Origin of the sequence: Nonomuraea fuscirosea (assembly GCF_035917475.1) — a bacterium.
In the GTDB taxonomy this organism is placed as follows: Bacteria; Actinomycetota; Actinomycetes; order Streptosporangiales; family Streptosporangiaceae; genus Nonomuraea; species Nonomuraea fuscirosea.
Genome location: NZ_CP109074.1, coordinates 8960120 through 8984721 on the forward strand (window position 1 = coordinate 8960120; position 24602 = coordinate 8984721).

Here is a 24602-nt window from a genome sequence, read left to right on the forward strand (position 1 = left end):
TATTGGACTAGACCACTGGTCAGGTGGGCTTGGAGATGGCCATGAGCAGCTCGGGCGTACGGGGAAAGCCGATCTTGGCGGCCAGGCGGCGGCCCAGCGTCTCGACCAGCAGACCGTAGAACGGCGCCGCCACGCACACCCAGTACAACCCGAACAGCAGCGGCACCACGAACGGCAGGATCAGCAGCGCGATGCCCGCCGTGGCGCCCAGCGAGGAGGCGGCGGCCACGCCGCCCTGGCCGGGCGCGGCGCCGGTGAAGGCGTTCATCCGCTCGGGCACGGTGTACGGGAGCACCACGCTCGTCACGGAGCCGACCCCGAGCCCGATCCCGAGCGCGCCCCATCCGGCCAGCACGGCCGGCAAGATCGAACCGGGGCTGCCGGTGAGCAGCCCGGCCGCCACGCCGACCACGGTCAGCAGCGGCACGGCGATCATCGCGTTGGCCAGGTGACGGCCGGCCAGGTCGGTGATCAGGCCGCGCTCGCTGCCGAAGGCGACGGCGTTCATCCACAGGGAGCGGCCGTCGATGCCGAACGCGTTGCCCGACTGCAACGCGATCATGAGCGCACCCGCGGACGTCAGCAGGATGGGCAGGCCGGCTCCGACGCCCAGGTTCCGCATCGAGAACGCCAGCACGAGCGTGACCACGGCGGCGCTGAACCAGCCCACGCGGGAACGGGGTTCGCGCCTGATGTACTTCAGCTCCTTGGTCACCACCGCCGCCAGCGGCCCGTCTGGCAGGAACCGGTCGGCCAGGCCCCGCTCCCTGCGCACGGAGGCGGCCTGGGTCGAGACGTCGGGCGTGACCAGCGCCCGGTTCAGCGCCTTGATCCACAGCCAGGCGAGCACGGCCACGAGCAGCGCCACGAACACGATCTCGGCCAGCCCCGCCGGGCCGCCGTCGGCTATGGCGTGGGCCAGCATGCCCGGCGGGGTCCACCGCAGCACGTCCGTCATCCGGTGCAGCAGGGCCGCCGGATCGCCGAAGCCGGAGTTCAGCACCAGGTTGGGCAGCTGGGTGAGCACCACGACGAGCAGCGCGGCCACGGCCAGCACGTCACGGCCGCGCCGGGTGCGCAGCGCGCTGGACAGCGAGGTGGTGATCAGCCGCGAAGCCACCACGCAGAGCGCGAACTGCACGAGCACGGCCGGCACCCCGAGCAGCCATCCCCCGGCGCTCGACGCCAGCCCGACCAGGGCGCCGAACGTGACGATCAACATGGCCGCCGGCCACACGCCGGTGACGGACGCGGTGAACATGCCGACGGCCAGCCGGCCCGTGCGCAGCGGGAACAGCGCCAGCTTCGCCGGGTCGAGCGTGTCGTCCAGGCCGAACACCAGCAGCGGCACGGTCATCCAGCCGATGAGGAAGACGGAGAAGGCGAGGACGGCCAGTTCGGAGGCGACGTCGGGCGGCGCGAAGCGCAGCAGGCTCATGAGGAAGAAGCCGACCGCGGCCAGGCAGGTCGCGGCCACGAGGGTGAAGATGAAGCCGAGCTTGCGCTGGAGGTCTCCGCGCAGGTTGCCGGCCAGCAGGCGCAGCTTGAGCCGCGCGAAGAGCGCCACCGTGTTCATCGGACCGCCTCCCTTCGCCGGCCGCTCATGCCCGCGGCTTGGCGCCGAGCCAGGTCAGGCCCGTCTCACCGTCCTGGGACGAGCCGCCGACCAGCTCAAGGAACGCCTGGTTGAGGGTGCGCCCGCCGCGTACGTCCGCTAACGGGCCCTGCGCCACGATCTGTCCGGCGCTCATCACCGACACCCAGTCGCACAGCCGCTCGACCAGGTCCATGATGTGGCTGGAGAAGATGACGGTGGAGCCGGAGGCGGTGAAGCGCCGCAGCACCTCCGTCAGCGTGTTGGCGCTGACGGGGTCGACGCCCTCGAACGGCTCGTCGAGGAAGAGCACGGACGGGTTGTGCAGCAGCGCGGCGGCCAGGCCGATCTTCTTGCGCATGCCGGTGGAGTAGTCGATGACGAGCTTGTCGGCGGCGGCGGTCAGGTCCATCACGGCCAGCAGTTCGCCCGCGCGCTGCTCGACCTCGGCCTTGGGGATGCCGCGCAGCCTGCCGTTGTAGAGCAGTAACTCGCGGCCCGACAGCCGCTCGAACAGCCGCAGCCCCTCGGGCAGCACGCCGATGCGCGCCTTGACCTCGACCTGGTCGCGCCACACGTGCAGGCCGTCGACCTCGGCCGTGCCTCCGTCGGGCCGGAGCAGGCCGGTGATCATGCTGAGCGTGGTCGTCTTCCCCGCGCCGTTGGGGCCGACCAGACCGGCGAAACTTCCCGCGGGGACGACGAGGTCCACCTCCGCGACGGCGATCTGCTGCCCGTAGCGCTTGAACAGCCCATGGGTGCGAACGGCATCCGTCATGGATCCACTCTAGGAGGAGGGACTAGCCTTGCGCGCATGAGCGCTGCCGAGGCGATGCCAGAAGAACCGGATATCCACACCACCGCGGGGAAGATCGCCGACCTCGAACGGAGAGTCGACGAGGCCGTGCACGCGGGCTCGGCGGCCGCGGTGGACAAGCAGCACGCCCGGGGCAAGATGACGGCCAGGGAACGGGTGCTGGCGCTGCTGGACGAAGGCTCGTTCGTGGAGTTCGACGCGTTCGCCAGGCACCGATCGACGATGTTCGGGCTCGAACGGCGGCGGCCGTACGGCGACGGCGTCATCACCGGGCACGGCACGATCGACGGCCGGCAGGTGTGCGTCTTCTCCCAGGACGTCACGGTGTTCGGCGGCTCGCTCGGCGAGGTGTACGGCGAGAAGATCGTCAAAGTGCTCGACCTGGCGATCAAGACCGGCTGCCCGATCATCGGCATCAACGAGGGCGGCGGCGCCCGCATCCAGGAGGGCGTGGTCGCGCTCGGCCTGTACGCGGAGATCTTCAAGCGCAACGTGCACGCCTCGGGCGTCATCCCGCAGATCTCGCTCATCATGGGCGCCGCGGCCGGCGGCCACGTCTACTCTCCCGCACTGACCGACTTCGTGGTGATGGTGGACCAGACGTCCCACATGTTCATCACGGGCCCCGACGTGATCAAGACGGTGACCGGCGAGGAGGTCACGTTCGAGGAGCTCGGCGGCGCGCACGCGCACAACACCAAGTCGGGCGTGGCCCACTACCAGGCTTCCGACGAGTCGGACGCGCTGGAGTACGTCAAGGCGCTGCTGTCGTACCTGCCGTCGAACAACCTGGACGAGGCGCCGGTCTTCGAGGCCGCCGCCGACCTGGAGCCGGATCCCGAGCTCGACGAGGTGATCCCCGACTCGGCCAACCAGCCGTACGACATGCACCAGGTGATCGAGCACGTGCTGGACGACGGGGAGTTCCTGGAGGTCCACGCCCTGTTCGCGCCGAACATCGTGGTCGGGTACGGCCGGGTGGACGGCCAGCCGGTGGGGGTCGTGGCCAACCAGCCCATGCATTTCGCCGGATGTCTGGATATCAACGCATCCGAGAAGGCTGCCAGATTTATTCGAACATGTGATGCGTTTAATATTCCGATCCTGACTTTTGTCGATGTTCCGGGTTTCCTGCCGGGCACCGATCAGGAATGGAACGGAATCATCCGCCGCGGGGCCAAGATCCTTTACGCGTACGCCGAGGCCACCGTCCCGTTGATCACTGTGATCACCCGTAAGGCGTACGGGGGCGCGTACGACGTCATGGGCTCCAAGCACCTCGGCGCGGACGTCAACCTGGCCTGGCCCACCGCGCAGATCGCGGTCATGGGCGCGCAGGGCGCGGTCAACATCCTCTACCGGCGCGAACTGGCCGCCTCCGAGGAACCCGACGCCGAGCGGGCCAGGCTCGTGACCGAGTACGAGGACACGCTGGCGAATCCGTACATCGCGGCGGAGCGCGGCTACGTGGACGCGGTGATCCGGCCGTCCGAGACCCGGCCCCAGGTGGTCAGGGCGCTGCGCGCGCTGCGGAACAAGCGGGCCACGCTGCCCCCCAAGAAGCATGGGAACATCCCGCTGTGACGGCACATCTGCGTATTGTCCGCGGCGACGCCACGCCCGAGGAGATCGCCGCGCTGACCGCCGTGCTGGCGACGAGGCCCGCCGCGCCCGAACCCCCTCCCGCCCCCCGAAGACATACGTGGCGAAACCCGGCTAGAGGTATGCGTAAGCCTGTCGTGCCAGGGAAGTCGGCATGGCGGATGAGCGCTCTACCCTAGATAGATCCTGCGAATCGGGTGTCAAGTTCCCCGGGAGTTGGGACTATCTAGAGAAAGTAGGCGTATATAGTCAGCCGATCAACTAACACCGCGGCCTGGAGGACGACATGGCCATCCCAGACCTCATGCCGCATCCTGTGGCAGCCAAGTACGCCGTCCTAGTGGATGTCGGTTATCTCTACGCGGCGGCGGGTGAAGTGCTGCTCGGTGCGAAGGAACGCAAGGAATATCGGGTGGCCGCCGATGAGCTCATCCAGAGTCTACAGAAACATGCAGAGGAACGTATATCTGGCGAACTTCTGCGGATCTATTGGTATGACGCCGCCCGTGACCGTGTGCCGACCGTCGACCAGCGGGTGATCGCCCAGCTTCCCTGGGTCAAGGTGCGCCTCGGCAACCTGAACGCCCGCGGCCAGCAGAAAGGCGTGGACGCGCAGATCCGGAGCGACCTGGAGGCGCTGGCCAGGCACCACGCGGTGACCGACACGATCCTGCTGGCGGGCGATGAGGACATGGTCCCGGCGGTCGAGGCGGCGCAGGCGTACGGTGTGCGCATCCACCTTTGGGGCGTCGAACCTCCTTACGGCACGAACCAGGCGGAACGCCTCGTGTGGGAGTCCGACACCGTCGAAGTGATCACCGCTGATTTCCTAAGGCCCTTTTTCAGCCGTGCTCCGCAACCCGTCCCCGTCACCCCACCCGCCGCCGCCCCGTCGCCCGCGCAGGTCTTCGCCGGCCGCGCGCCCGTCAAACCGCACGCCAAGCCCGGCCAGGTCGCCAAGCTCGGGCCCAGCCGGCCCCGTGTCGAAGACGTGGGCGAGCACGTGGCGCAGAAGTGGATCCTCACCCGCGGCCGCGACAACATCCGCGACCTGCTGCCCGGCCCGATCCTGCCGACCGTCATCGACACCGAGCTGCTGATCGAGGCCGAGAAGGAGCTGGGGCATTCGCTGCGGCCCTACCCTGAGGCTCGGGTGTGGCTGCGGGACGGGTTCTGGGCGCGGGTCTACCGGGAGTTCGACCTGGGGGTGGGGGTCTCGTCGAAGTGACCCCCGGCGCACGACCCGGGTCCTGACCCGCGACGCACGGACCACAGTCGTGACCCGCGGCGCACGGCCAGGGCCCGACCGGCCCTGAGCCGGCTGTCGTTCAGGGGGCCTGGAAGCCCTGGGCGGTGACGTCCGATTTCCGCCAGTCGGTCCCTCCGGGAAGCGCATACTGTCGGAGACATGCCGCCCACAGAGCTCGACTTCGACTCCTGTTACCGGGCCGTCTCCGCCAGGGACTCCCGGTTCGACGGTCGTTTCTACACCGCGGTGACGACGACCCGTATCTACTGCCGCCCGATCTGCCCCGCCCGTACGCCGGCCTCCCGTAACGTGCGCTTCTACCGGCACGCGGCCTCCGCCGAGGCGGCCGGGTTCCGCCCGTGCAAGCGCTGCCGCCCCGAGCTGTCGCCCGGCGACCCCGGCTGGGACCTGCGCGGCGACCTCATCGGGCGGGCGCTGCGCCTCATCGACGACGGCGACGCCGACGAGCAGGGCATCGCCGGGCTGGCCAGGCGGCTGCACATCACCGAACGCCACCTGCACCGGCTGTTCGTGGCCGAGCTGGGCGTCGGGCCCCTGGCGGTGGCGCGCACGAAGCGGCTGCTGCTGGCCAAGCAGCTCCTGACCGAGACGGCGCTGCCGGTGACGGAGGTGGCGTTCGCGGCGGGGTTCGGCAGCGTACGGCAGTTCAACGCGACGATGCGGGAGACGTACGGCTTCACGCCCAGCGAACTGCGCGCCACGGCCGGCCCCCGCTCGACCAGAAGCATCCCCGCACCACGCGTCAACGCCGCGGCGGGTGAGCGCCTTCCCTCGCCCACCCGCACCTCCGAGGGCCTTCCTGGGACCGCCACGGAGCAGCTCGGCACCCCGGATCAAGCCCTGCCGGCGGGGTCGCCCGTCACCCTCCGGCTGCGGCTGAACCGGCGGGAACCGTACGACGTGGACGAGGTGTTCGGATTCCTGGCCTCCCGGGCGATTCCCGGGCTGGAGGTGGCGGAGCCGACGTCGTACACCAGAGCCGTACCAGGCGGGACGATCACCCTCAGCCCACGACCGGACCACATCGCCCTGGACGTGGCCGTCGAGGACACCAGGCAGCTCGCCCGCGTCGTGGCCCGCTGCCGCCGGCTGCTCGACCTGGACGCCGACCCCGAGGCGATCTCGGAGGTGCTCGGCCAGACCTCGCTCGCCCCGCTGGTCGCGGCGCGGCCGGGGCTGCGGGTGCCGGGGGCGTTCGACGGGTTCGAACTGGCCGTGCGCGCGGTCGTCGGCCAGCAGATCTCGGTGGCCGGAGCCCGTACGCTGCTCGGCCGCATCGTCGCCCGCGCCGCCGCACCCGGCGGGCTCTTCCCCGCCCCCGCCCACCTCGCGGAGACCGACCTGACCGGGCTCGGCCTGACCAACCGCAGGATCGCCACGCTCAAGGAGCTGGCCACCCACCTGACCGAGGGCCGGATCGACCTCGACGGCGGCCAGGACCCGGCGGAGACGGTGGCCGGGCTGCTGGAGGTCCACGGCATCGGCCCGTGGACGGCCGGCTACATCGCGCTCCGCGCGCTGCGCGACCCCGACGCGTGGCCCACGGGCGACCTGGTGCTGATCAAGCGCATGGCCGCCCTGGGCATCCCGCACGACCACATCGAACGGTGGCGCCCGTGGCGGGCGTACGCCGCCCTGCACCTCTGGAGCTCCTCATGATCGATGCCCAGCTCGTACCGACGCCGGTGGGGCCGCTGGCGCTGCTGTCCCGCGAGGGTGTGCTGGTCGCGGCCGGCTTCACCGCCGACCCCTCGCAGTTGTTCATCCGCCTCACCCCGGACCTCCGAGCGGAGGGGCTGGAGGTCGTGGACGACCTCGGGCCCGCCTCGGAGGCCGTCCGCGCGTACCTGGCCGGAGACCTGACCGCCCTGGACGCCGTCCCGGTCTCGCAGCCCGGCACGCCGACCCGCCGGCGGCTCCACACGGCGTTGCGCGAGGTCAAGCCGGGCACGACGGTCTCGTACGGCGAACTGGCCGAACGAGCCGGCCTGCCGAGAACGGCCGCCAGAGCGGCGGGCTCAGCCTGCTCCCAGAACCTGATCGCCCCCTTCGTCCCGTGCCACCGCGTCCTGCCCAGCGGCGGGGGCTACGGCGGCTATTACTACGGCGTACCGGTAAAAGAGTGGCTCCTTACCCACGAATCCGGAGGAATGGTCAACTCAAAGTAATCGCACGACAGCGTTCGGTAATGTGTTCGGCATGTCACCAAAGCTCGAACACGAGTACCTCATCGAACTCGTTCGCAATAAGCCATCCTTCGTTACAACCTTACTGACCGAACTCAATGTCGGCGTTCCGCCCTTCGACGAGGCACTGCTGGGCAACACCGACTTCACCCAATGCGTGCCCACCGAATACCAAAGCGACTCGGTCGTCACCCTGAGGAAGAGCGGAAAGGCGGTGCGGGCGGTCGTCCTCGAGGTCCAGCGAAAGCCCGATCCGGACAAGAGCTGGTCCTGGCCGGTCTACCTGGCGACGCTTCGAGCACGGGAGAAGTGCCCGGTGCTGCTCCTGGTGTTCAGCCCGAATGCGAACACCGCGCGCATTTGCGCGAAGCCGATCGACCTGGGGCATCCGGGCTGGGTACTCACGCCGCTCGTCATCGGGCCCGGCGATGTGCCCGCCGTCACCGACATCACGCAAGCCATCGCCGAACCCGAACTCACGGCCCTGTCGGCCATCGTGCACGGCAACGGCGACTCTCCGGAGCAGGTCAAGGTCCTCCGGACGTTCGCCGAGGCCATCGCTCAGCACCCGAACGGGCGGCCAAGCTATTCTGAGCTTGTACTCATGCTGCTCCCCAGGTCAGTTGCCATAAACCTATGCAAGGAGCTGAAAATGGCCGTAACCGCCGACGACCTCATGCACCTCCCGTTCGTCCGCGAGTGGGTAGAGCGCGGCCAGGAAAAGGGCGAGGCGGTGGGCCGAGCGGAAGGCCGAGCGGTGGGCCGAGCGGAAGGCCGAGCGGAAGGAGAGGCGGCGTCGATTCTCAAGATCCTCGACAGGCGAGGCATCCCCGTCACCGACGAAGGCCGCGAACGCATCCTCGCCTGCACCGACACGACAACCCTGGACACCTGGCTCGACAGGGCACTCACCGCCACCAACATCGACGAGGTGCTCGGCTGACCTCTCTGCCATAGACGGCCGGTGCGACGTTCTGTCGTGCCGGCCTTGTCGTGGGTGCATGAGAGTCCTGCCCCATGCCGAAGGTCGATGGGCGCGGGGGCGGGGCGGGTGGGAGGCATAGACTGAGCGGCAGACGACGTTAGTGGGCGTGGGCATTATTTGCGGACGCCCACTAGGCGAGGGCAGAACCACGAGGGGACGGAGTCTGCGACATGGCCATTGCCGATGATGCCGTCGAAGCGCGCGCCCAGGGCTGGCGCACTCTCGCGGCGCTGCACGGGAAGATCGAGGAGCGGCTGGAGAAGGCGCTGCAGCGGGAGCACGAGCTGAGCGTGAGCGAGTACACCGTGCTCGACGTGCTGGCCCGGCAGGACGGGTGGCACATGCGCATGCAGCAGCTCGCCCGGGCCGTGGTGCTGAGCCAGAGCGCCACCACGCGGCTGGTGACGCGGCTGGAGAACCGGGGGCTGCTGCGCCGTTACCTGTGCCGGGACGATCGGCGGGGGATCTACTCGGAGGTCACGCCGGCCGGGCGGGAGCTGCTGGCGCTGGCCGGGCCGACGCACGACGCCGTGCTGAAAGAGGTGCTGGCCGAGGCGGCGGAGCAGCCGGAGCTGGCCCCGCTCGCCTCCGTCCTCACCTAGCCGGCCGGTGGGGTGACGTTGCTCTGGATCTCGCCTACCGGGACGTCCCTGGTCGTGTCCAGCTGCACCGGGGCGAACTGGAACGGGACCACGTTGCCCTCGACCGTCACCGGCCACACCGTCGTGACGGTCAGCGTGTACTGCTCGCGCGGCTGGTCGATGGAGGAGCGCAGGTAACGCACCCCGCACGCGAACGTGCCGCCCTTGACGTACGGCTTGCCCGCCGCCCCGCAGCCCTCCTCGTGCACCTCGGCCCGGTCCTTCGTGGTGCCGGGGTCGATCTTGACGTCCTCCAGCGTGGCCGTCACGGTCACGCTCATGATGCCGGGGATGGCCGCGGTCACCGACCGGCGGGTCTCGCCGATGCCGTCGAGCCAGACCCAGGTCGGCAGGTTCACGTAGCTCTTGGCGTCGGGGTTGAGCTTGACGGTGGGCTCGGGGACGGTCAGCGCGGCTCTGGCGATCTCGGCCAGTTCCTGGAGGGTGATGCCGGACGGCGGCGTGGTGCCTGGCGGCACGAAGACGAAGGGGTCGAGGGCGGAGAAGCAGGCCTGACCCTTGGGGTCGGAGGCGTCGTACGCCGGCCCCCACCAGCGCCCCTCCTTGCCGATCTTGTCCTGGAACTGCTTGAGGAACGCCTGGAACTTCTCCTCGGTCGGGTTCTTGGTGAACCGGAACCAGTACGCCCGCAGGCTCTCCTGCGTCTTGAGCATGTCGCTCGCGTCCGCGCCGGGCTCGTACCAGCAGGGGCGTTTGAGCACGTAACCGTCGGACTTGCCGCCCCGCGCCCCGTTGCCGGAGACGATGACCTTGGAGTGGACGAGCACGATCCCCTTCGTCTTGTCCTTGTCGATGAAGGTCTCACCGCTCGGCTGTTCCGGGGGCGCGCTGAGCATCATCGTGCCCGCGGCGACCATCGCGATCAGGACCTTCATACGGGGCACCCCTTATAGCTGTAGCGAAATGTCCTGATCCGCCAGACACCGTCGTCGCCGCGGTGGACGAGGATGGCATGGAGGTGGGGCCGGCGGATCCAGTCGGGCTGGGGCACGACCGCCTTGCCGGTACGCGTGTGGATCATGCGCGCGCCCCGATCGTCCACACAGGCGTTGACCTGTGCGCCCTTGTCCAGCTTCACGGCGACACGCAGGTTGTAGAGGCGGGACGTGCCTTTCATGCTCTTGTCCTGTTCGGTGTACTGAGTCACCCAGTCGTACGCCTCGCGGGCCCCGGTGAGTTCGAGATCCAGATCCTGTAGGTATCGATCGTTTCCGGAGACGATCGCCTTCCTGGTGGCGAGGTGGTAGTCGGCCATGAGCTGGATCAGCGGATCCCGCTTGGCGGGCCAGTCGATGGTGACCTTGAGCTTGCCGCCGCCGATCGAGACCGTGCCCGCTCCCGGGGTCTCGCTCGCCGCGGGTTCCGGCGCGCCGGTGGCGGGCGCGGAGGCGGGCGCGGATGGGGGCGGGGATGGGGGCGCGGCGCCCTCCCCCGGCTGGTACGGCCGCTCGGCCGGCCCGCAGCCGGCCACCAGCAGCAGGTTCAGTGCCAGGACCGGCACGATCGCCGTACGTCTCATGCCGACGACTCCCTCACCACATGGACGCGCCACGAAGGCAGCAGTTCCTCGATCAACGCCTCGGTCTCGGGGGCCATCCCGCCCCCGTAGAGATGCGAGGCCGCCCGCCTGGTCAGCCCCTCGACGACGGCCCGCAGCCGGACGACGTCCTCGGTGGCGTGGGTGGCCCGCAGCAGGTCGCGCCAGAGGCCCTCGTCGTCGGCCGCCAGCAGCAGCGCCGCGCGCACGGCCGCGACCGCGGCGTCCGGCTGGCCGGCCGCGATCCGGATCTCGCAGAGCTGGTGCGCGGCGTCGGCCACGGCGGCGCTCACGTCGTACTCCAGGTCGTCGGCCGCCAGCCAGGTGTATCCGCCGGACCTGCGACCGGCCAGCAGCGGGCCGCGGACGAGGCCGAGCGCCTTCTCCAGCAGCACGGCCCTGGCCGTGGGGTCGCCGTGGGAGCGGCGGACGAGCTCGCGGAACAACATCCAGTCCGTCCGTACGTCGGGCCCCAGCCGCAGCCGGCCCGCCTCGTCGGTGAGCAGGTGTTCCGGGCCCAGCCATTGGGCGACCCTGGCGATGGTGGCGTCCCTGACCATGTCCTGGACGCCGCGCGGCCACAGCACGCCGCCGAGCACCACGGGATGCACGCCGCCGACGTGGGTCGCCAGGTACACCAGCAGCTCGGTCGCCAGCGCCATCCGGCCCTCCTCCAGCGGCGGCAGGCCGGTGATCTCTACGGGGCCAAGGATCCTGATCTCGACGGCGGGCGGGTGCAGCCCTTCCAGCGGCTCCGGGTCGGGCATGACCTCGCCGTCGAGGCGGTCGGCCGTGCGGAACAGGTCGATCAGCGCGCGGTAGTGGCGGCGGGGCAGGAGCTGGGCCTCCACCTCGAAGCCCAGCTCGGCCAGCCTGGCCTTGCCGTCCTCGTCTATCTCCAGGGTCCAGGTGGCGTGCGGGACCTCGCCCGCCAGCACGTAGCCAGCGGTGTCCCTGCGGGCCAGCAGCGCCAGGCGGCGGGCCTCCTCATGGGTGGGGGCGACCGCGGACAGCAGGTAGTGGGCGCCGCGCGGGCTGCCGGTGATGCGGCCGGTCAGCACCTCCATCCGCGGGGCGGCGCTCGCCTCCAGCTCGGGCAGCACCTCGGCCAGGCTGCCGACGACCCTGATCCGGCCGGGCGCGATGGCGGTCAGCTCTTCGCCGAAGCCGACGAGCGTGATGCGCATGCGGTCGGACCAGCGGTTGGTGGCCAGCTCGACGGCGAGTGCGGCCAGCGCCGCGGTGGTGTGCGCGCCGCGCACGTTGATCAGGCCCTGCGCGGCCTCCAGGTCGATCAGCACCCGGCCGCCGTCGTCGGTGCCGATGGAGACCAGCCCGGGGTACGGCGCGCCGCCCTGTCCCGGCCTGCCCTCCGGCAGCAGGCGGCCCTCGTGCGCGGGCAGCCGCCAGACCTGGCCGCCGTCGGCCGCCGTCCACGGGGCCGGCGGGTCGTCGTCGGCCGGATGGATCCACAGGTCGAGCGTGCGGGCCGACAGGTGGGCCCCGTACACGGTGGGCGGGGTGCGGCGCTGGGCGGCCAGCTCGGCGCCGAGCACGCGCAGCCCGACGTCGAGGACGCGGGCGCCCGGCGCGTCGCCGCCGAGCCGCAGCGCGACCTCGGCCTGCGCGGCGTCGTCGCGGGGGCGGACGATCCTGCGGCCGAACACGCGCCGCCAGAGCTGCTCGCGCCGCCGCCTGGCCAGCACGAGCAGGAGCCCGGCGGCGGCCAGCGAGGCGGCGGCCAGGTAGTCGGTCAGGTCGCCGTTCTGGCTCTCCCTCATGACGGTCTGCGGGCCGTGATCGTCCTGGCGCTCGGTCTGCGTGCTCCCCTGGCGGCCGGTCTCCTTGCGGTCCTCCCGCTGGTCCTGCTGGCGATGCTTGCCCTCGGCCCGGTCCTGGGTCTCGCGCTCGGTCGTGTCGGGCCTGGACTCGGCCTGCGCCTTGCCGGGGTGCTCGCGCAGGGTCTGGTCGCGTGGCTGGCCGGAGGGGACGATGTGCACGTTTCTCGCGTCGTCCGGCATGTCGAGCACCCAGCCGGGCCTGATCAGGTCCGCCATGCGCAGGCGGCTCCCGTCCGGCTGCTCCTTCGCCTGATTGAGCCGGTAGATCTCGGGATAGCGGCGGCCGTCTCCCAGGCACTTCTCCGCGATCTCCCACAGGCTCTCGTGGTGCCGGCCGTGCGGCGGCTGCACCACGTACACCTTCTTGGTCTTGTGCGTCTCCAGCGTCTGCTCGACCAGCGGCGCCGAGTACGCGACCGCCGTCACCGGCGGAGCCGCGGGCGTGGGCGCCAGCTTGGCCAGCGGCACCACCATGGCCCCCGCCGTGAACAGCAGCAGCACGGCCGACACGAGCTTGTTGGCGAGGAACTGCGTGCCGCCGGACAGCGGCACGCGGGCGGGCATGCCGACCCGGCGGACGCCCGCGTACACCTCGACCAGCACGCACACGAACAGCTGGAACCAGGCCAGCCACACCAGCAGCACCAGGACGGCGATGATCGTGCTCGGGCCGACGTTGCTGCTCAGCACGTCGATGTCGAGCAGCTCAGGCGCGATCGGCGGCCCGACGAAGGTCAGCAGCGCGTACGGGACGCCGCCCACGAGCGCCACCAGCACGACCAGCGCCCCGAGGCCGGCGAGCACGTCACCGGCACGGCGCCGGGCCGGGACGCGCACGGGGACGTGACGTCCGTGGGAACGCGCGGGCTCTCGCGTCGGCATCGCCTCTCCCTTCTCCGGTCAAGCGTCGTGGCTCATGTGTCCCGCATCCATCGAGTGGCGGGATTCGGTCTATCTCGCTTCCGGCGCGGCCGTGGCCTCGCCGGTCATCTCGGAGCCGGACAGGCCGACGGCGCTGAGGAAGAACGCCTCCCACCGGACCTTGACGGTGACCGTCACCTGCGCCTGGCCCTGGCCGACGGAGCACTCGCCCTGGCTCACGTCGTCGCCGCCCACGGCCGCGACGATCTCGTCGGCCCTGGCGCACACCTGGTCCTCGCCGAGCAGCCGGGTCTGCCCGGTCTGCCGGAGGTGGTCGACGTCGAGCTCGTCGGCGCCGGCCCGCGCGGCCTGCTCGGCCACGTCGGCGGCGCGCAGCCGGGCGTTGATCGCCGAGCCGCCGTCCACCAGCAGCCCGGCCAGCAGGAACACCACGACGGAGAACAGCACGGTGAACACCGACATGGAGCCGCGTTCGCCGGACCTCACTCGATCCTCCTGAACTGCTCCAGCGGCACCACGGCCGTCCCCGTCAGCCGCTGGGTGCCGCCGAAGCCGAGGAAGCCCAGGTCCAGCTCGCACGTCACCTCGGCGTGCACCTGGCCGCCCTGCTCCCACTCGGACTCGTCGAGAGAGACGTCCGAGGACTGGCAGCGGCCCTTGAGCACGTCGGTGGTGATGGTCTCGGCGGCGCCCTCGGCCTCGTCCTGGGTGCGCTGCACGGAGGCGGCGCGGGCGGCGTCGCGGGCGGCGCCGTTGACCCGGCCCTGCGACTCCACCACCACGCCGGCGCCGGCCAGGAACATGAGGAAGAGCAGGAAGACCGGGGCCAGCATGACCGTCTCCACCGCCATCGAGCCGCGCTCGTTCATCCGCAGTCCTGTCCGCCGTCGTCGGGCCGAAAGCACTCGACGGGGCCGCCCGCGGTGGCGGTGATCGTGAACGCGAGGTCGGGCAGCAGCGGGATCACCTGGACGGCGCTGCCGGTCACCGTGACGAAGCGCTCGTCCGGCTCCTTCTCCGAGGTCGTCGCCGTGGCGTCGCGCAGCAGCCGGGGACCGATCGTCCGGACGATCTCGGTGGCCTTCCCGGTGGCCGCGCCCTCCCACGCGCCGGAGTCGAACGGGGCCGACCTGGCCACCCTGGCGCCCTCCTGGGCCGCCGCCTCGGCGACCTCGCGGGCGTGGAACCAGAGCGCGACCTGCACGATGAGCAGCGCGGTCGCGAGGATGACCGGCATGAGCAGGGCCAGCTCGATCACCGTCACGCCGCGCTCGTCCCGTGCCGGCCGGGCCCGCACGCCGCGCCCGTCCCGAGGCCGGACGATCACGGCTCGCCGCCACCGCCGCCGCCACCGCCTTCGCCGAAGTTCTCCTGGATCTGCGCCTGCTGATCCTTGACCAGGTTGGCGATCAACGTGGCCAGGCCGAGCGCGACCCCGGCGATGATCGCGGTGATGATCACCCATTCGACGGCGGAGGCGCCCCGGGTGGGCGCGGTCCTGGCGCGGTGGAGACGGTCGCCCATGAACGCGGTGAAATACACGATCCAGGGATGGTTCATCAGACCCCCAACATCTTCATAGCGGCGGGATAACTGAGAAAGATCACGAAGCCGGCGCACAGCAGGAGCTGGGCGACGAGCATCGACTGGGAACGCTCGCCGGCCCGGCCCTCGATCTCCGCCAGCTCGCGCCGGCGCAGCGTGGCGGCCCTGGCGGTCAGCGAGGCGCGTACTTTCGCGCCGTCGTCCGCGACCAGGCCGAGCGCGGCGGACAGGTCGCGCAGCTCGTCGACGTTGATCTCCTCGCCGAGCTGGCCGAGCGCCTGCCACGGGGTGATGCCGACGATCCTGGCGCCGCCGAGCGCGTCACGGATGCGGCCCATCGCCCAGTTGGGCTGCTCGCCGCTGACCGAGACGGCCATCATCAGCGCCTCGGGGACGCCGCGCCCGCCGGCCAGGTTCATGGAGACGAGGTCGAGGAAGGCCCCGACGACGTGGCGGAAGTCGCGCCGCTTGGCCGCCGCGTCCCGCTTGATCTGCAGGTCGGGCAGGAAGAAGAAGACGGCCGCGGCCACGATCGCGGCCCAGAACGGGATGGTCGGGGAGGCGCCCCACTCCATGAGCAGCAGCCAGGCGAGCAGCAGCGGGAAGACGAGCAGGCCGCCGGCCGCCAGCAGCACCTTGGTCGCCAGGAACGCCTCGAACGAGCGGCCGAGCAGGGCCAGGTCCGCCTTGGCCGAACTGACCTCCCAGCCGCGGGCGCCGTACAGGCGGGCCAGGCGGGTGCCGAGGCCGCGGCGGAACGCGCTGACCTCCTCGTCGGGCAGCACGAGCTGGATGCGCGGCGCGCCCGAGTCCTCGCGTACGGCGTCGAGCGCGAGCAGCCGCGCCACCAGCCCGGGACGGGCCGGGAAGAGCGCCCGGAGCAGCACGAACAGGCCGAGCCCGGCCACCGCTCCGGCCAGCGCGCCCTCAACCATCGCCACCACCTCCTCCCATGAGCAGCCGCGTGGGCTTGTCGAACCTGGCCAGCCGCCGCATCCAGGCGAACCCCGCGCCGAACAGCCCGGCCACGACGACCAGGACCGCCTGGCCCAGCACGCCCTCGTACTCGGCGACGTAGGAGGGGTTGAACACGACGAGGATCCCGGCGAAGGCCAGCGCGGTGATCACCACGATCTGCACGCTGCGCCGGGTGGCTCGGCGCTCGGCCTCGACGCGGCGGCGCATGTCGAGCTCCTCGCGGGCCGAGACGGCCAGCGCGCCCAGCACGTCGCGCAGGCCGGGGCCGCGCAGCCTGGAGTTGAGGATGAGCGCGGCCACCACGAGGTCGGCCGAGGGGTCGTCGAGCTCGTCGGCGAAGCGGCCGAGCGCCTCGGGCAGCGCCATCCTGGTGTGCAGCCGGTCGATCATGGCGCGCAGGTGGGGCCGCAACGTGGGGGCGGCGGCCCTGATGGACGACGGGATGGCCTGTTCGAGGCCGGCCGCGCCGGCGATCGTGTCGCGCAGCGACTCCGTCCAGGCGGCCAGGCCCTCCAGGCGCTGCATGGCGATACGCTCCTCCGCCGCGCCGCCGGCCAGGCCGCGCCAGGCGAACACGAGCAGCACCGTGCCCACCGCGACGACCGGCCAGCCGGTGACGACCAGGACCAGGGTGGCGGCCACCGCCGCCACGGCGGCGCGGGTGGTCAGCACCTTGACCAGGTGGCGCTTGGGTCTGGACGGGCGAGGGCGCAGGCCGTACAGGGCGAGGCAGAACAGGAACAGGCCGCCGCCGGCGGCCGCCCCCGCCAGCAGCGCGAGCGGGTCGAACGTGAACGGCATACGTCATCGACCTCCAGGAGGAAGGCCCGTGGCGGTGGACATGGCTCACCAGCCCCCGGGGTTGTAGCCGTGGGCGGCGAGCTCTTCCAGGCAGGAGAGCGGGGCGTGCGGGACGGCGCAGCCGTCGGGGCCCGGCGCGAAGACCTCGCTGGACAGCACGCGGCCGTCGCAGCCGTTGACCTCGCGGATGCTGGAGACGTAGCGGCGCAGCTTGCCGCCGAGGTGGTAGTCGTTGCGCTTCTCGATGAAGACGACGAAGTCGATGGCGCCGGCGATGAGCATGTGGGTGGCGTCGATGGGCAGCCGCTCGCGGGCCTGCAGCGCGTAGGTGGAGATGCGGTTGAAGACCTCCATGCTGGAGTTGGCGTGGATGGTCGACAGGGAGCCGTCGTTGCCCTGGGTCATCGCGTTGAGCATGGTGACGATCTCGTCGCCGAGCACCTCGCCGACGATGACCCGGCTGGGGTTCATCCGCAGCGAGCGCCGGACGAGCTCGGCCATGGAGATCTCGCCCTGGCCCTCGGAGTTGGGCAGGCGCTGCTCGAAGGCGACCACGTTGGGATGGAGCTCGGGGAACTGGTCGAGGCCCAGTTCGAGGGCGCGTTCGACGGTGATGAGGCGTTCGCCGGGCTGGATCTCGTTGGCCAGGGCGCGCAGCAGGGTGGTCTTGCCGGCGTTGGTGGACCCGGCGATCATGAGGTTCTTGCGGGCGGCGACGGCGGCCGACAGGAAGCGCCCCACGTCGGGGCCGATCGTGCCGTTGCCCACGAGGTCGGACATGAAGACCTTGCCCAGGCGGGCCCGCCGGATCGACACGGCCGGCCTGACCGTCACGTCCATGACCGCGCTCAGCCGGGAGCCGTCGGGCAGGCGCAGGTCGAGCTGGGGGTTGGCGGTGTCGAACGGCCTGCTCGACAGCCCGGAGTAGGCCGCCAGGATCTGGATCAGCTCGATCAGCTCGTCGTCGGAGTCGGCGACCGGGTCGTGGGTCAGCTCCTGGCCGTCGGCATAGCTGACGAACACCTTGTCGCAGCCGTTGATGTCGATGTTCTCGACCTGGGTGTCGTCGAGCAGCGGCTGCAGCCGCCCCACGCCGAACAGCGCCGCGTGGATGCCGGCCGCGAGCGCCTCCTCCTCCTCGACGGTGGGCGGGGTGCGGCCGAGGCCGATCTCGCCGCGGGCGTGCTCCTCCAGCACCTGGGAGATCAGCGCGCGGGCGAACTGGCGCTCGTCCTCGCCGCTCATCGGGGGCAGGCCGTTGGCCTGGTCGAGCCGGCGCTGGTGGGCCAGCCGGTCGCCGACCTCCTGGCGGAAGCGCTTGACGAGGGAGTGGTCGATCATCGGTGGCTCACCAGCCTGCCCGCCAGGTCTCGTGCCGTACGGATGAGCAGCGAGCGGTCCAGGCGGCCGCCCCACTGGCCGCGCAGCAGCTCGGCGCCCTTGGGGTCGTAGGCCAGGCCGTGCACGAACTGCACGCTGTGGCCGACGATCCTGCGTACGTCCTCGATCGAGCCCCGGTAGTTGCGCGGGTCGGCGATCACGACGACGCCGTGCGCCTTGCTGACCTGCAGCCGCTCGCGCAGGTGGGCCACGTGGTCGAGGGTGGCCCTGGTGAGCAGCACGACCTGCTCGGACTCGGCCATCAGGTCGCCGAGCTGCGGATGCGCGCCGAGCCGGCCGCAGTCGGCGATCACGTCGGCGTCGGGGACGGCGGCCAGCGCCCGGCCGAGCGCGCCCCACATCCAGGCGAGCCCGGCCGCCTGCTCGCCGTGGGTGAGCCCGACGAGCACGTCGAGGCCACCGATGATCTTCTGGGTGTGCTGGTGGATCTGCGCCGCCTCAAGCCCGCGGCGGGCGGTCGCGCCCAGCGTGAGCAGCCCCTTGCCGGGGTTGAGCACGCCTCCGTCGGCGGCGGGCAGCCGGTAGGCCAGATCGCCGCCGGCGGGGTCGCATTCGGCCAGCAGCACGGGCCGCGGCCACACCGCCGCCAGGGCCGTGGCGGCGGTGGTCACCCCCGGCGCGCCCTTGTCGGCCGCCAGTACGATCAGCGCCACGTCAGCGTGCCCCCGGAAGCTCGGCCACGGCGACCTCGCCGGCGGAGGCGGCGGCCACGATCTCGGGCGCGGCGGGCGCTTCCACGACCACGGTGATCTGGCCGGAATTTCCCGTTCTCGACCTGTCGCCGACGCTGAAGACGAGTGCGCTCGCGGCGAGCACGCGGCTTTCTCCCTGACTCGACCGAGCCGGTACGAATATCACCTGTACGCGGTCGCCCGCCTGCACTCCGGCCGGCATTTGCCCGGGTTTCAGGGCCAGCCCGACGGTGGCTTTTCCCTGTCCGAGTTCGCTGCTGGCGCGCACGCCCATCTGGTTGGTCAGCAGAGTGCCGGGCAGGAGGGTGACGGCCGCGAAGCTGTCGAGCACCTTGTCGCGCTGCGTCCACGAGACGAAGGCGACGCCCGTGTCGGCGATCTTCACTTCCTCGATCGCCTGCGGGGTGAACTTCTGGCCGGCGCCGATCTGCTGCGTGACGCGGATGGCGGAGACGCGGTCGCCGCTGCGCAGGACGAGCAGGGTCGTGGCCAGCGCGCCGCCGAGGATGAGCAGGACGGCCAGCGCGGCCAGCGCCGGCTTGCGTTCCCTGGGTGGAACGGGGAGCTTGCGCGAGGCCGGGCCGGACAACCCCGCCGCGTTGGCGGCAGGCTTTTCACTGGTCCTCATGGGTGGGGGGCTCCCGGGGTGAATTGCGGAATTCACGCCATTATGTGGGGATCACCACGGCGGTGTAGGCGGAATTCGCGGACCCATGCTCGTTTCGCAGGTGACATGATGTCAAGCCGAATTCATCGATGCCTATTGTTTCTATCGAGTTGACGAATACCGTTTTATCCGGCTAGTCACCCCATCAACCACATAGGTCACTCCGTTCACACAAATTTCGCCTCAAGTGCCGACATCGAGCGATAAATCCGCTCCGGCGGCGATTCCCCATGCCATTGCCGTCAACCGGCGCGCCAGACCACGTTCCGGACGCTAATTTGGCGCCCGAAGTCGACCGAGGAGACGGCCCCATGCGGATCATGCTCACCGTCATCGGCGGGCAGGGCGACCGTGACGTCGTCATCGACGGCGACGACGGCGCCACGGTGGCGGAGCTGAGTGCGGCGCTGGGCGATCAGGCACCGCTGGCGACGGTGGTCCGCCTGCCCAAGAACCGGGCGCCGTACGGGATGGCGCAGGGCGGGGCCTACGTGCCCCCGCCGCGCCGGCCCGAGCGCTCCGACATGGGGCCGCCCGCCCTGTGGCGCGACGGCCGCCCGCTCGACCCGGGAGCGCCGGTCGCCGCCGTGCTGCGCGACGGCGACAAGGTCACGCTCGACCCTCACCTCGCCCGCGCGACCCTCGTCGCGGAGCCCGGCGGGGTGGCCGAGGTACGGGTCGTCGGCGGGCCCGCCGCCGGGGCCGTGCACCGGCTCGGGCTCGGCGTGCACGTGATCGGCTCCGACCCGATGTGCGCCATCGCCGCCGGTGACCCCGCGCTGGCCCCCGAGGCGGTCACCGTACGGGTGACGCCCGACGCGATCACCGTCGAGCGGGCCTGGCTGCCGCCGGGCGAGGCCCCCAGGCTCAAGCTCAAGGGACGCTGGGCCGACGAGGTCGCCGAGCTCACCGCGCGGACGGCCGAACGCGCGGCGGCCGAGTTCGCGGCCGGCTACGGAGAGACGCCCGAGCTCGACGGCCGCCCGCTCACCGAGCCGGTCGAGTGGCCCGACCAGGCCGTGCTGACCTGCGGCTCCTCGGTGTTCGTGCTGACCTCGATCGAGCCGAAGGACGCGCACCTGGCCCCGCGCGGCGAGGGCGGCGTCGCCTACAACCGCCCGCCCCGGCTGCGCAGGCCCGAGCCCGAGCGCGCGTTCGTCCGGCCCAAGGAGCCGTCGAGGAACGAGGGCATGCGCCTGCAACTGCTGGCGGCGTGCCTGCCGGCCGTGCTCGGGCTGACCCTGGCGTTCGCGCTCAAGCAGTGGTACTACCTGCTCGTCGCCCTCATGACGCCCGTGATCATGATCGGCCAGTGGTGGAGCGACCGCCGCCACGGCAAGAAGCAGCACAAGAAGGCCGTCAAGGAGTGGCGGGAGCAGGTCGAGGCGTACGACGCGGCGGTCGAGCGGGCCAGGGTGGCCGACGAGGCCACCCGCAGGGCCGACGCGCCCGACCCCGCCCAGGTGCTGCTGACCGCCACCGGGCCGCGCCGGCGGCTGTGGGAGCGCAGGATCCACGACCCCGACGCGCTCAGGCTGCGGGTCGGGCTGGCCGACCTGCCGGCCGACCTGCAGCTGTCGGAGGAACAGGGCGGGCCCATCGACCCGCCGAGCTGCCGGTCGGTGCCCGTCGCGCTGCCCATGCGGCGGCTGGGGGTGGCCGGCGTGACCGGGCCGCGCTCCGCCGCGACCAGCCTGGCGAGCTGGCTCATCGCCCAGGCCGCGACCCTGCACAGCCCGCGCGACCTGGCCATCGTGGTGGTCTCCGCGCACCCCGACGCCGAACGCCGCTGGGGCTGGCTGCGCTGGCTGCCGCACTGCGCGCCGCGCGCGGGCGAGGAGTGCGTGGTGCTCGTGGGCGCCGACCCGGACTCGGCCGCGCGCCGGGTCGCCGAGCTGGCCGCGCTCATCGACGAGCGCCAGAACACCGCCATCCCCGAGCTGGGCAAGATCCCCACCGGCTGGGACGACCTCGGCGGTCCTGAGAAGCCCACGTTCTCCTCCTACGACGTGCGCCCGTACGACGTGCTGGTGGTCCTCGACGGCGCCCAGGTGCTGCGCGGGCTGCCCAGCATGCCGCAGGTGCTGCGCCAGGGCCCGCGCTCGGGCGTCTACACCCTCGCCATCGACGACGACCAGCGCCTGCTGCCCGAGGAGTGCCAGACGGTGGCCGCCTGCGGCGCCGACGGCCTCGTCCGGCTGCGCGGCGGCGGCCTCGACGTGATCGGCCCGCTGCTCGCCGATCTCGTCTCCGTCACCTGGTGCGACCGCCTGGCCAGGGCGCTGGCCCCGATCCGCGACGTGAGCCGCGACGACCCCGGCGGCAACCTGCCCGACGCGGCCCGCTTGCTCGACCTCATGGGCATGCCCGTCCCGTCCGGCAAGGAGCTGGCCGCCCAGTGGCGGAAGCACGGCAGCACCGAGGCGCTGATCGGGGTCGGCCCCGACGGGCCCTTCACCGTGGACCTCAAGCTCGACGGCCCGCACGGTCTGATCGCCGGCACCACCGGTGCGGGCAAGTCGGAGCTGCTGCAGACGCTGATCTGCTCGCTGGCGGTGGCCAACCGGCCCGACCAGCTCACGTTCGTGCTGATCGACTACAAGGGCGGCGCGGCCTTCAAGGAGTGCGTACGCCTGCCGCACACGGTCGGCATGGTGAGCGACCTGGACGGGCACCTGACGCAGCGGGCCCTCGACTCGCTGGCGGCCGAGCTGCGGCGCAGGGAGCGGCTGCTGCTGTCGGCCGGCGCCAAGGACATCGACGACTACGAGGGGCCAGGGATGCCCCGGCTGGTGCTGATCATCGACGAGTTCGCCGCGCTGGTGGCCGAGCTGCCGGACTTCGTGACCGGGCTCGTGGACATCGCGCGCAGGGGGCGGTCGCTGGGCATCCACCTCATCCTGGCCACCCAGCGGCCCGCCGGCGTGGTGACGGCCGACATCCAGGCCAACACCTCGCTGCGGATCGCGTTGCGGGTGACCGAGCCGGCCGAGTCGGCCGACGTCATCGACACGCCGGACGCCGCGCACATCTCCAAGAACACCCCCGGGCGCTGCTACGTGCGCTCAGGGGTGGGCGCGGCGGTGGCCGTGCAGACGGCGCGGGTCGGCGGGCGCTCCCCCGCGCCGCCTGCCGGGCCCGGCGATCCCCGGCCGGGGGGCGGGAGCCTACGGGTGCTGGACGTGGAGTGGCGCGCCCTCGGGAAGCCGTTGCCGCCGCCACCGCGGCCGGTCGAGGAGGAGTCGACCACCACCGACCTCACGCTCGTCGCCGACGCCCTCATCGAGGCCGCGAGCCTGGCCGGCGTGCCCGCTCAGCCGAGTCCGTGGCTGGACCCGCTGCCCACCCACCTCGTCCTCGACCTGCCCGCGGACCTGCCTCACGACCAGCCCGCCGACCGGACCGCTGACCTGGGCGCAGGCTGGGCGGCCGGTCAGGCCGCCGGTCGGCCGGGCGGCCGGCCGGGGGGCGAGGAGGTGGCGCCGATCCCGTTCGGCAGCACCGACCGGCCGTGGGCGCAGGACCGGCAGCGGCTGGCGCTCGACGTGGCCCACGGCGGGCACCTGCTCATCGCCGGCGCCGCGCGCAGCGGCAGGTCCACGGCGCTGCGTACGATCGCCGGCTCCATCGCCCGGCACGCCTCGCCCGAGGACGTGCACCTGCACGCCGTGGACTGCGGCTCCGGCGCGCTGCTGCCCCTGGTCGCCATGCCCCACTGCGGCGCGGTCGTGACGCGCGACCAGCTCGACCGGGTGGAACGGCTGCTGACGCGGCTGCGGGTCGAGGTGGGCCGCCGCCAGCAACTCCTGGCCGAGGCCGGGCACGCCTCGCTGGCCGAGTACCGGCAGGCGGGGCACCGGCTGCCGTGGCTGGTGTTCATGCTCGACCGGTGGGAGGGCTTCGTGGCCGCCTTCGAGGGCTACGACTACGGACGGCTGATCGAGGCGCTGCTCCAGCTGCTGCGTGAGGGGCCGGCGGTCGGGTTCAGGGCGGTGGTCAGCGCCGACCGGTCGGGGCTGCTCGGGCAGGTGTCCACGGTGTTCGACGACCGGCTGCTGCTGCGGCTGTCGGACAACGCCGACTACGGCTTGGCCGGCTTCCCGCTCAAGGGGCTGCCCTCGGTCATGCCGACGGGGCGGGCGCTGTCGATGGGCGAGCACGGCATCGTGGAGCACCAGATCGCCCTGCTGGCCGCCGATCCGGCCGGCCCGGCCCAGGTCGCCGCCCTGCAGGCTCTGGCCCGGGCCGCCGCCGACCCGTCCGGCGCCGCTTCGTCCGGCTTCGTCGACCCCGCCTCGTCCGGCACCACCACCCCGACCGGCACCGTCGCCGCATCCGGCACCGTCGCCGCGTCCGGCCCCGCCGACCCCGCCGCGGGCCTGTCCGGCCGGGCCGGTGGTCCGGCGCACGCCGTGGTGCCCGGGAGGAGTGCGTGGCGGTGGGGCGGGGAGCCGCCGTTGCGGGTGGACGCGTTGCCGATGCGGATCACCGCGGCGCAGGCGCTGGCGCTGGAGCCGGGGTTCAGCGCGCCCTCGCCGCTGTGGGCGCTGCTCGGCGCGGGCGGCGACGCGCTCGCGCCGCTCGGGATCGACCTGATGGCCCAGGGGCCCGCCGCCGTGATCGCCGGGCCGTCGCGCTCCGGCCGCTCGTCGGTGCTCATGACGGCCGCCCGCCGGCTGATCTCGCAGGGCACGCCGGTCGTCGCCGTCGCCCCCAGGCGCAGCCCGCTGCGCGACCTCGAAGGAGCGCTGGCCGTGCTGAACGGCGAGGCCACCGACCTGCTGGAGATCCTGGCCGAGCAGCGCCACTACGTCGTGCTGGTGGACGACGCCGAGCTGGTCAACGCCGACGGCCCGCTCGGCACCGCCCTGGAGGAGGTGCTCAGGACCGGCCGCGACGGCGACCACGGCCTGCTCGTCGCGGGCACGACGGGCGACCTGGCCGTGGCCTACCGGGGGTTCGTGGCGGAGGCGCGCAAGGCGCGTACGGGAGTGCTCCTGGCGGTGCAGGGACAGACCGACGGCGACCTGTTCAACATCCGGCTGCCACGCGGCACGACCGGCGGGCCGGCCGGGCGCGGGTTCCTGGTGACGACGGGCAACCTCACGCCGATCCAGGCCGCACTGCCGGACACCGCCTGAC

Annotated in this window: 22 protein-coding genes; 8 read left to right on the forward strand and 14 right to left on the reverse strand. The window is 72.0% G+C overall.

Annotated features, from left to right (window positions below):
- Positions 1-19: 19 nt before the first annotated feature.
- A complete protein-coding gene (locus tag OIE67_RS40695; RefSeq protein ID WP_326630530.1) occupies positions 20-1576 on the reverse strand; it encodes a hypothetical protein in 1557 nt (518 codons plus the stop codon).
- A gap of 25 nt (positions 1577-1601) precedes the next feature.
- A complete protein-coding gene (locus OIE67_RS40700) occupies positions 1602-2372 on the reverse strand; it encodes an ABC transporter ATP-binding protein (protein ID WP_326630531.1) in 771 nt (256 codons plus the stop codon).
- A 36-nt stretch (positions 2373-2408) separates the two neighbouring features.
- On the opposite strand from OIE67_RS40700, the gene OIE67_RS40705 reads away from it, so the two are divergent.
- The 7 genes from OIE67_RS40705 (at position 2409) to OIE67_RS40735 (ending at position 9056) form a co-directional block, all read left to right on the forward strand.
- Complete coding sequence (locus OIE67_RS40705) at positions 2409-3995, forward strand: acyl-CoA carboxylase subunit beta (protein ID WP_106236529.1); 1587 nt, start codon at positions 2409-2411, stop codon at positions 3993-3995.
- The gene (locus OIE67_RS40710; protein WP_106236528.1) at positions 3992-4192 is read left to right on the forward strand and encodes an acyl-CoA carboxylase subunit epsilon; all 201 of its coding nucleotides are present in this window, start codon (positions 3992-3994) and stop codon (positions 4190-4192) included. Before OIE67_RS40705 ends, OIE67_RS40710 begins: the two co-directional genes overlap by 4 nt.
- A gap of 107 nt (positions 4193-4299) precedes the next feature.
- Positions 4300-5241, forward strand: coding sequence for an NYN domain-containing protein (locus tag OIE67_RS40715; protein WP_043620860.1), 942 nt, complete (start codon positions 4300-4302; stop codon positions 5239-5241).
- A gap of 180 nt (positions 5242-5421) precedes the next feature.
- Positions 5422-6942, forward strand: a complete 1521-nt coding sequence (locus OIE67_RS40720; protein WP_326630538.1) for an AlkA N-terminal domain-containing protein — start codon at positions 5422-5424, stop codon at positions 6940-6942.
- Positions 6939-7451, forward strand: a complete 513-nt coding sequence (locus OIE67_RS40725; protein ID WP_326630541.1) for a methylated-DNA--[protein]-cysteine S-methyltransferase — start codon at positions 6939-6941, stop codon at positions 7449-7451. Before OIE67_RS40720 ends, OIE67_RS40725 begins: the two co-directional genes overlap by 4 nt.
- A 31-nt stretch (positions 7452-7482) precedes the next feature.
- Positions 7483-8412 (forward strand): RpnC/YadD family protein, encoded by a 930-nt coding sequence (locus OIE67_RS40730; RefSeq protein ID WP_326630543.1) that lies wholly within the window; start codon positions 7483-7485, stop codon positions 8410-8412.
- A gap of 212 nt (positions 8413-8624) precedes the next feature.
- Positions 8625-9056 carry a MarR family winged helix-turn-helix transcriptional regulator gene (locus OIE67_RS40735; RefSeq protein ID WP_106236519.1) on the forward strand — a complete coding sequence of 144 codons (432 nt, stop codon included), beginning with the start codon at positions 8625-8627 and terminating at the stop codon, positions 9054-9056.
- Here OIE67_RS40735 and OIE67_RS40740 read toward each other — a convergent pair.
- The 12 genes from OIE67_RS40740 to OIE67_RS40795 all read right to left on the reverse strand — a co-directional run bounded on the left by OIE67_RS40740 (position 9053) and on the right by OIE67_RS40795 (position 19421).
- On the reverse strand, positions 9053-9991 hold the full coding sequence (locus OIE67_RS40740) for a hypothetical protein (protein WP_245955680.1): 939 nt from the start codon (positions 9989-9991) through the stop codon (positions 9053-9055). The genes OIE67_RS40735 and OIE67_RS40740 overlap by 4 nt on opposite strands.
- Positions 9988-10635, reverse strand: coding sequence for a hypothetical protein (locus tag OIE67_RS40745; RefSeq protein WP_326630547.1), 648 nt, complete (start codon positions 10633-10635; stop codon positions 9988-9990). The genes OIE67_RS40740 and OIE67_RS40745 overlap by 4 nt, the downstream gene beginning before the upstream one ends.
- Entirely contained in the window at positions 10632-13376 is a 2745-nt protein-coding gene (locus tag OIE67_RS40750; protein ID WP_326630548.1) for a BTAD domain-containing putative transcriptional regulator, read from the reverse strand. Before OIE67_RS40750 ends, OIE67_RS40745 begins: the two co-directional genes overlap by 4 nt.
- Before the next feature lie 69 nt (positions 13377-13445).
- Entirely contained in the window at positions 13446-13862 is a 417-nt protein-coding gene (locus OIE67_RS40755) for a TadE/TadG family type IV pilus assembly protein (RefSeq protein ID WP_245955678.1), read from the reverse strand.
- Complete coding sequence (locus OIE67_RS40760; protein ID WP_106236515.1) at positions 13859-14245, reverse strand: TadE/TadG family type IV pilus assembly protein; 387 nt, start codon at positions 14243-14245, stop codon at positions 13859-13861. Before OIE67_RS40760 ends, OIE67_RS40755 begins: the two co-directional genes overlap by 4 nt.
- Positions 14242-14703 (reverse strand): TadE/TadG family type IV pilus assembly protein, encoded by a 462-nt coding sequence (locus OIE67_RS40765; protein WP_326630551.1) that lies wholly within the window; start codon positions 14701-14703, stop codon positions 14242-14244. The genes OIE67_RS40760 and OIE67_RS40765 overlap by 4 nt, the downstream gene beginning before the upstream one ends.
- Complete coding sequence (locus OIE67_RS40770; RefSeq protein WP_106236513.1) at positions 14700-14936, reverse strand: hypothetical protein; 237 nt, start codon at positions 14934-14936, stop codon at positions 14700-14702. Before OIE67_RS40770 ends, OIE67_RS40765 begins: the two co-directional genes overlap by 4 nt.
- Positions 14936-15856 (reverse strand): type II secretion system protein, encoded by a 921-nt coding sequence (locus tag OIE67_RS40775; protein WP_326645637.1) that lies wholly within the window; start codon positions 15854-15856, stop codon positions 14936-14938. Before OIE67_RS40775 ends, OIE67_RS40770 begins: the two co-directional genes overlap by 1 nt.
- The gene (locus OIE67_RS40780; RefSeq protein ID WP_326630553.1) at positions 15849-16700 is read right to left on the reverse strand and encodes a type II secretion system F family protein; all 852 of its coding nucleotides are present in this window, start codon (positions 16698-16700) and stop codon (positions 15849-15851) included. Before OIE67_RS40780 ends, OIE67_RS40775 begins: the two co-directional genes overlap by 8 nt.
- A 45-nt stretch (positions 16701-16745) precedes the next feature.
- Positions 16746-18041 carry a CpaF family protein gene (locus OIE67_RS40785; protein ID WP_245955676.1) on the reverse strand — a complete coding sequence of 432 codons (1296 nt, stop codon included), beginning with the start codon at positions 18039-18041 and terminating at the stop codon, positions 16746-16748.
- Positions 18038-18754: a hypothetical protein gene (locus tag OIE67_RS40790; protein ID WP_326630556.1), complete on the reverse strand. Its 717-nt coding sequence runs from the start codon at positions 18752-18754 to the stop codon at positions 18038-18040. The genes OIE67_RS40785 and OIE67_RS40790 overlap by 4 nt, the downstream gene beginning before the upstream one ends.
- Position 18755: 1 nt before the next feature.
- A complete protein-coding gene (locus tag OIE67_RS40795; protein WP_106236508.1) occupies positions 18756-19421 on the reverse strand; it encodes a hypothetical protein in 666 nt (221 codons plus the stop codon).
- Positions 19422-19771: 350 nt separating this feature from the next.
- Between OIE67_RS40795 and OIE67_RS40800 the strand changes: the two genes are divergently transcribed.
- Complete coding sequence (locus tag OIE67_RS40800) at positions 19772-24601, forward strand: FtsK/SpoIIIE domain-containing protein (protein WP_326630559.1); 4830 nt, start codon at positions 19772-19774, stop codon at positions 24599-24601.
- Position 24602: the final 1 nt, after the last annotated feature.

Coding starts and splice junctions, on each gene's coding strand:
- OIE67_RS40730 (WP_326630543.1), top strand. CDS start 7,483: ATGTCACCAAAGCTCGAACACGAGTACCTCATCGAACTCGTTCGCAAT.
- OIE67_RS40700 (WP_326630531.1), bottom strand. CDS start 2,372: ATGACGGATGCCGTTCGCACCCATGGGCTGTTCAAGCGCTACGGGCAG.
- OIE67_RS40760 (WP_106236515.1), bottom strand. CDS start 14,245: ATGAACGAGCGCGGCTCGATGGCGGTGGAGACGGTCATGCTGGCCCCG.
- OIE67_RS40750 (WP_326630548.1), bottom strand. CDS start 13,376: ATGCCGACGCGAGAGCCCGCGCGTTCCCACGGACGTCACGTCCCCGTG.
- OIE67_RS40745 (WP_326630547.1), bottom strand. CDS start 10,635: ATGAGACGTACGGCGATCGTGCCGGTCCTGGCACTGAACCTGCTGCTG.
- OIE67_RS40715 (WP_043620860.1), top strand. CDS start 4,300: ATGGCCATCCCAGACCTCATGCCGCATCCTGTGGCAGCCAAGTACGCC.
- OIE67_RS40775 (WP_326645637.1), bottom strand. CDS start 15,856: ATGGTTGAGGGCGCGCTGGCCGGAGCGGTGGCCGGGCTCGGCCTGTTC.
- OIE67_RS40705 (WP_106236529.1), top strand. CDS start 2,409: ATGAGCGCTGCCGAGGCGATGCCAGAAGAACCGGATATCCACACCACC.
- OIE67_RS40785 (WP_245955676.1), bottom strand. CDS start 18,041: ATGATCGACCACTCCCTCGTCAAGCGCTTCCGCCAGGAGGTCGGCGAC.
- OIE67_RS40740 (WP_245955680.1), bottom strand. CDS start 9,991: ATGAAGGTCCTGATCGCGATGGTCGCCGCGGGCACGATGATGCTCAGC.
- OIE67_RS40725 (WP_326630541.1), top strand. CDS start 6,939: ATGATCGATGCCCAGCTCGTACCGACGCCGGTGGGGCCGCTGGCGCTG.
- OIE67_RS40800 (WP_326630559.1), top strand. CDS start 19,772: ATGCGGATCATGCTCACCGTCATCGGCGGGCAGGGCGACCGTGACGTC.
- OIE67_RS40795 (WP_106236508.1), bottom strand. CDS start 19,421: ATGAGGACCAGTGAAAAGCCTGCCGCCAACGCGGCGGGGTTGTCCGGC.
- OIE67_RS40735 (WP_106236519.1), top strand. CDS start 8,625: ATGGCCATTGCCGATGATGCCGTCGAAGCGCGCGCCCAGGGCTGGCGC.
- OIE67_RS40720 (WP_326630538.1), top strand. CDS start 5,422: ATGCCGCCCACAGAGCTCGACTTCGACTCCTGTTACCGGGCCGTCTCC.
- OIE67_RS40770 (WP_106236513.1), bottom strand. CDS start 14,936: ATGAACCATCCCTGGATCGTGTATTTCACCGCGTTCATGGGCGACCGT.
- OIE67_RS40780 (WP_326630553.1), bottom strand. CDS start 16,700: ATGCCGTTCACGTTCGACCCGCTCGCGCTGCTGGCGGGGGCGGCCGCC.
- OIE67_RS40695 (WP_326630530.1), bottom strand. CDS start 1,576: ATGAACACGGTGGCGCTCTTCGCGCGGCTCAAGCTGCGCCTGCTGGCC.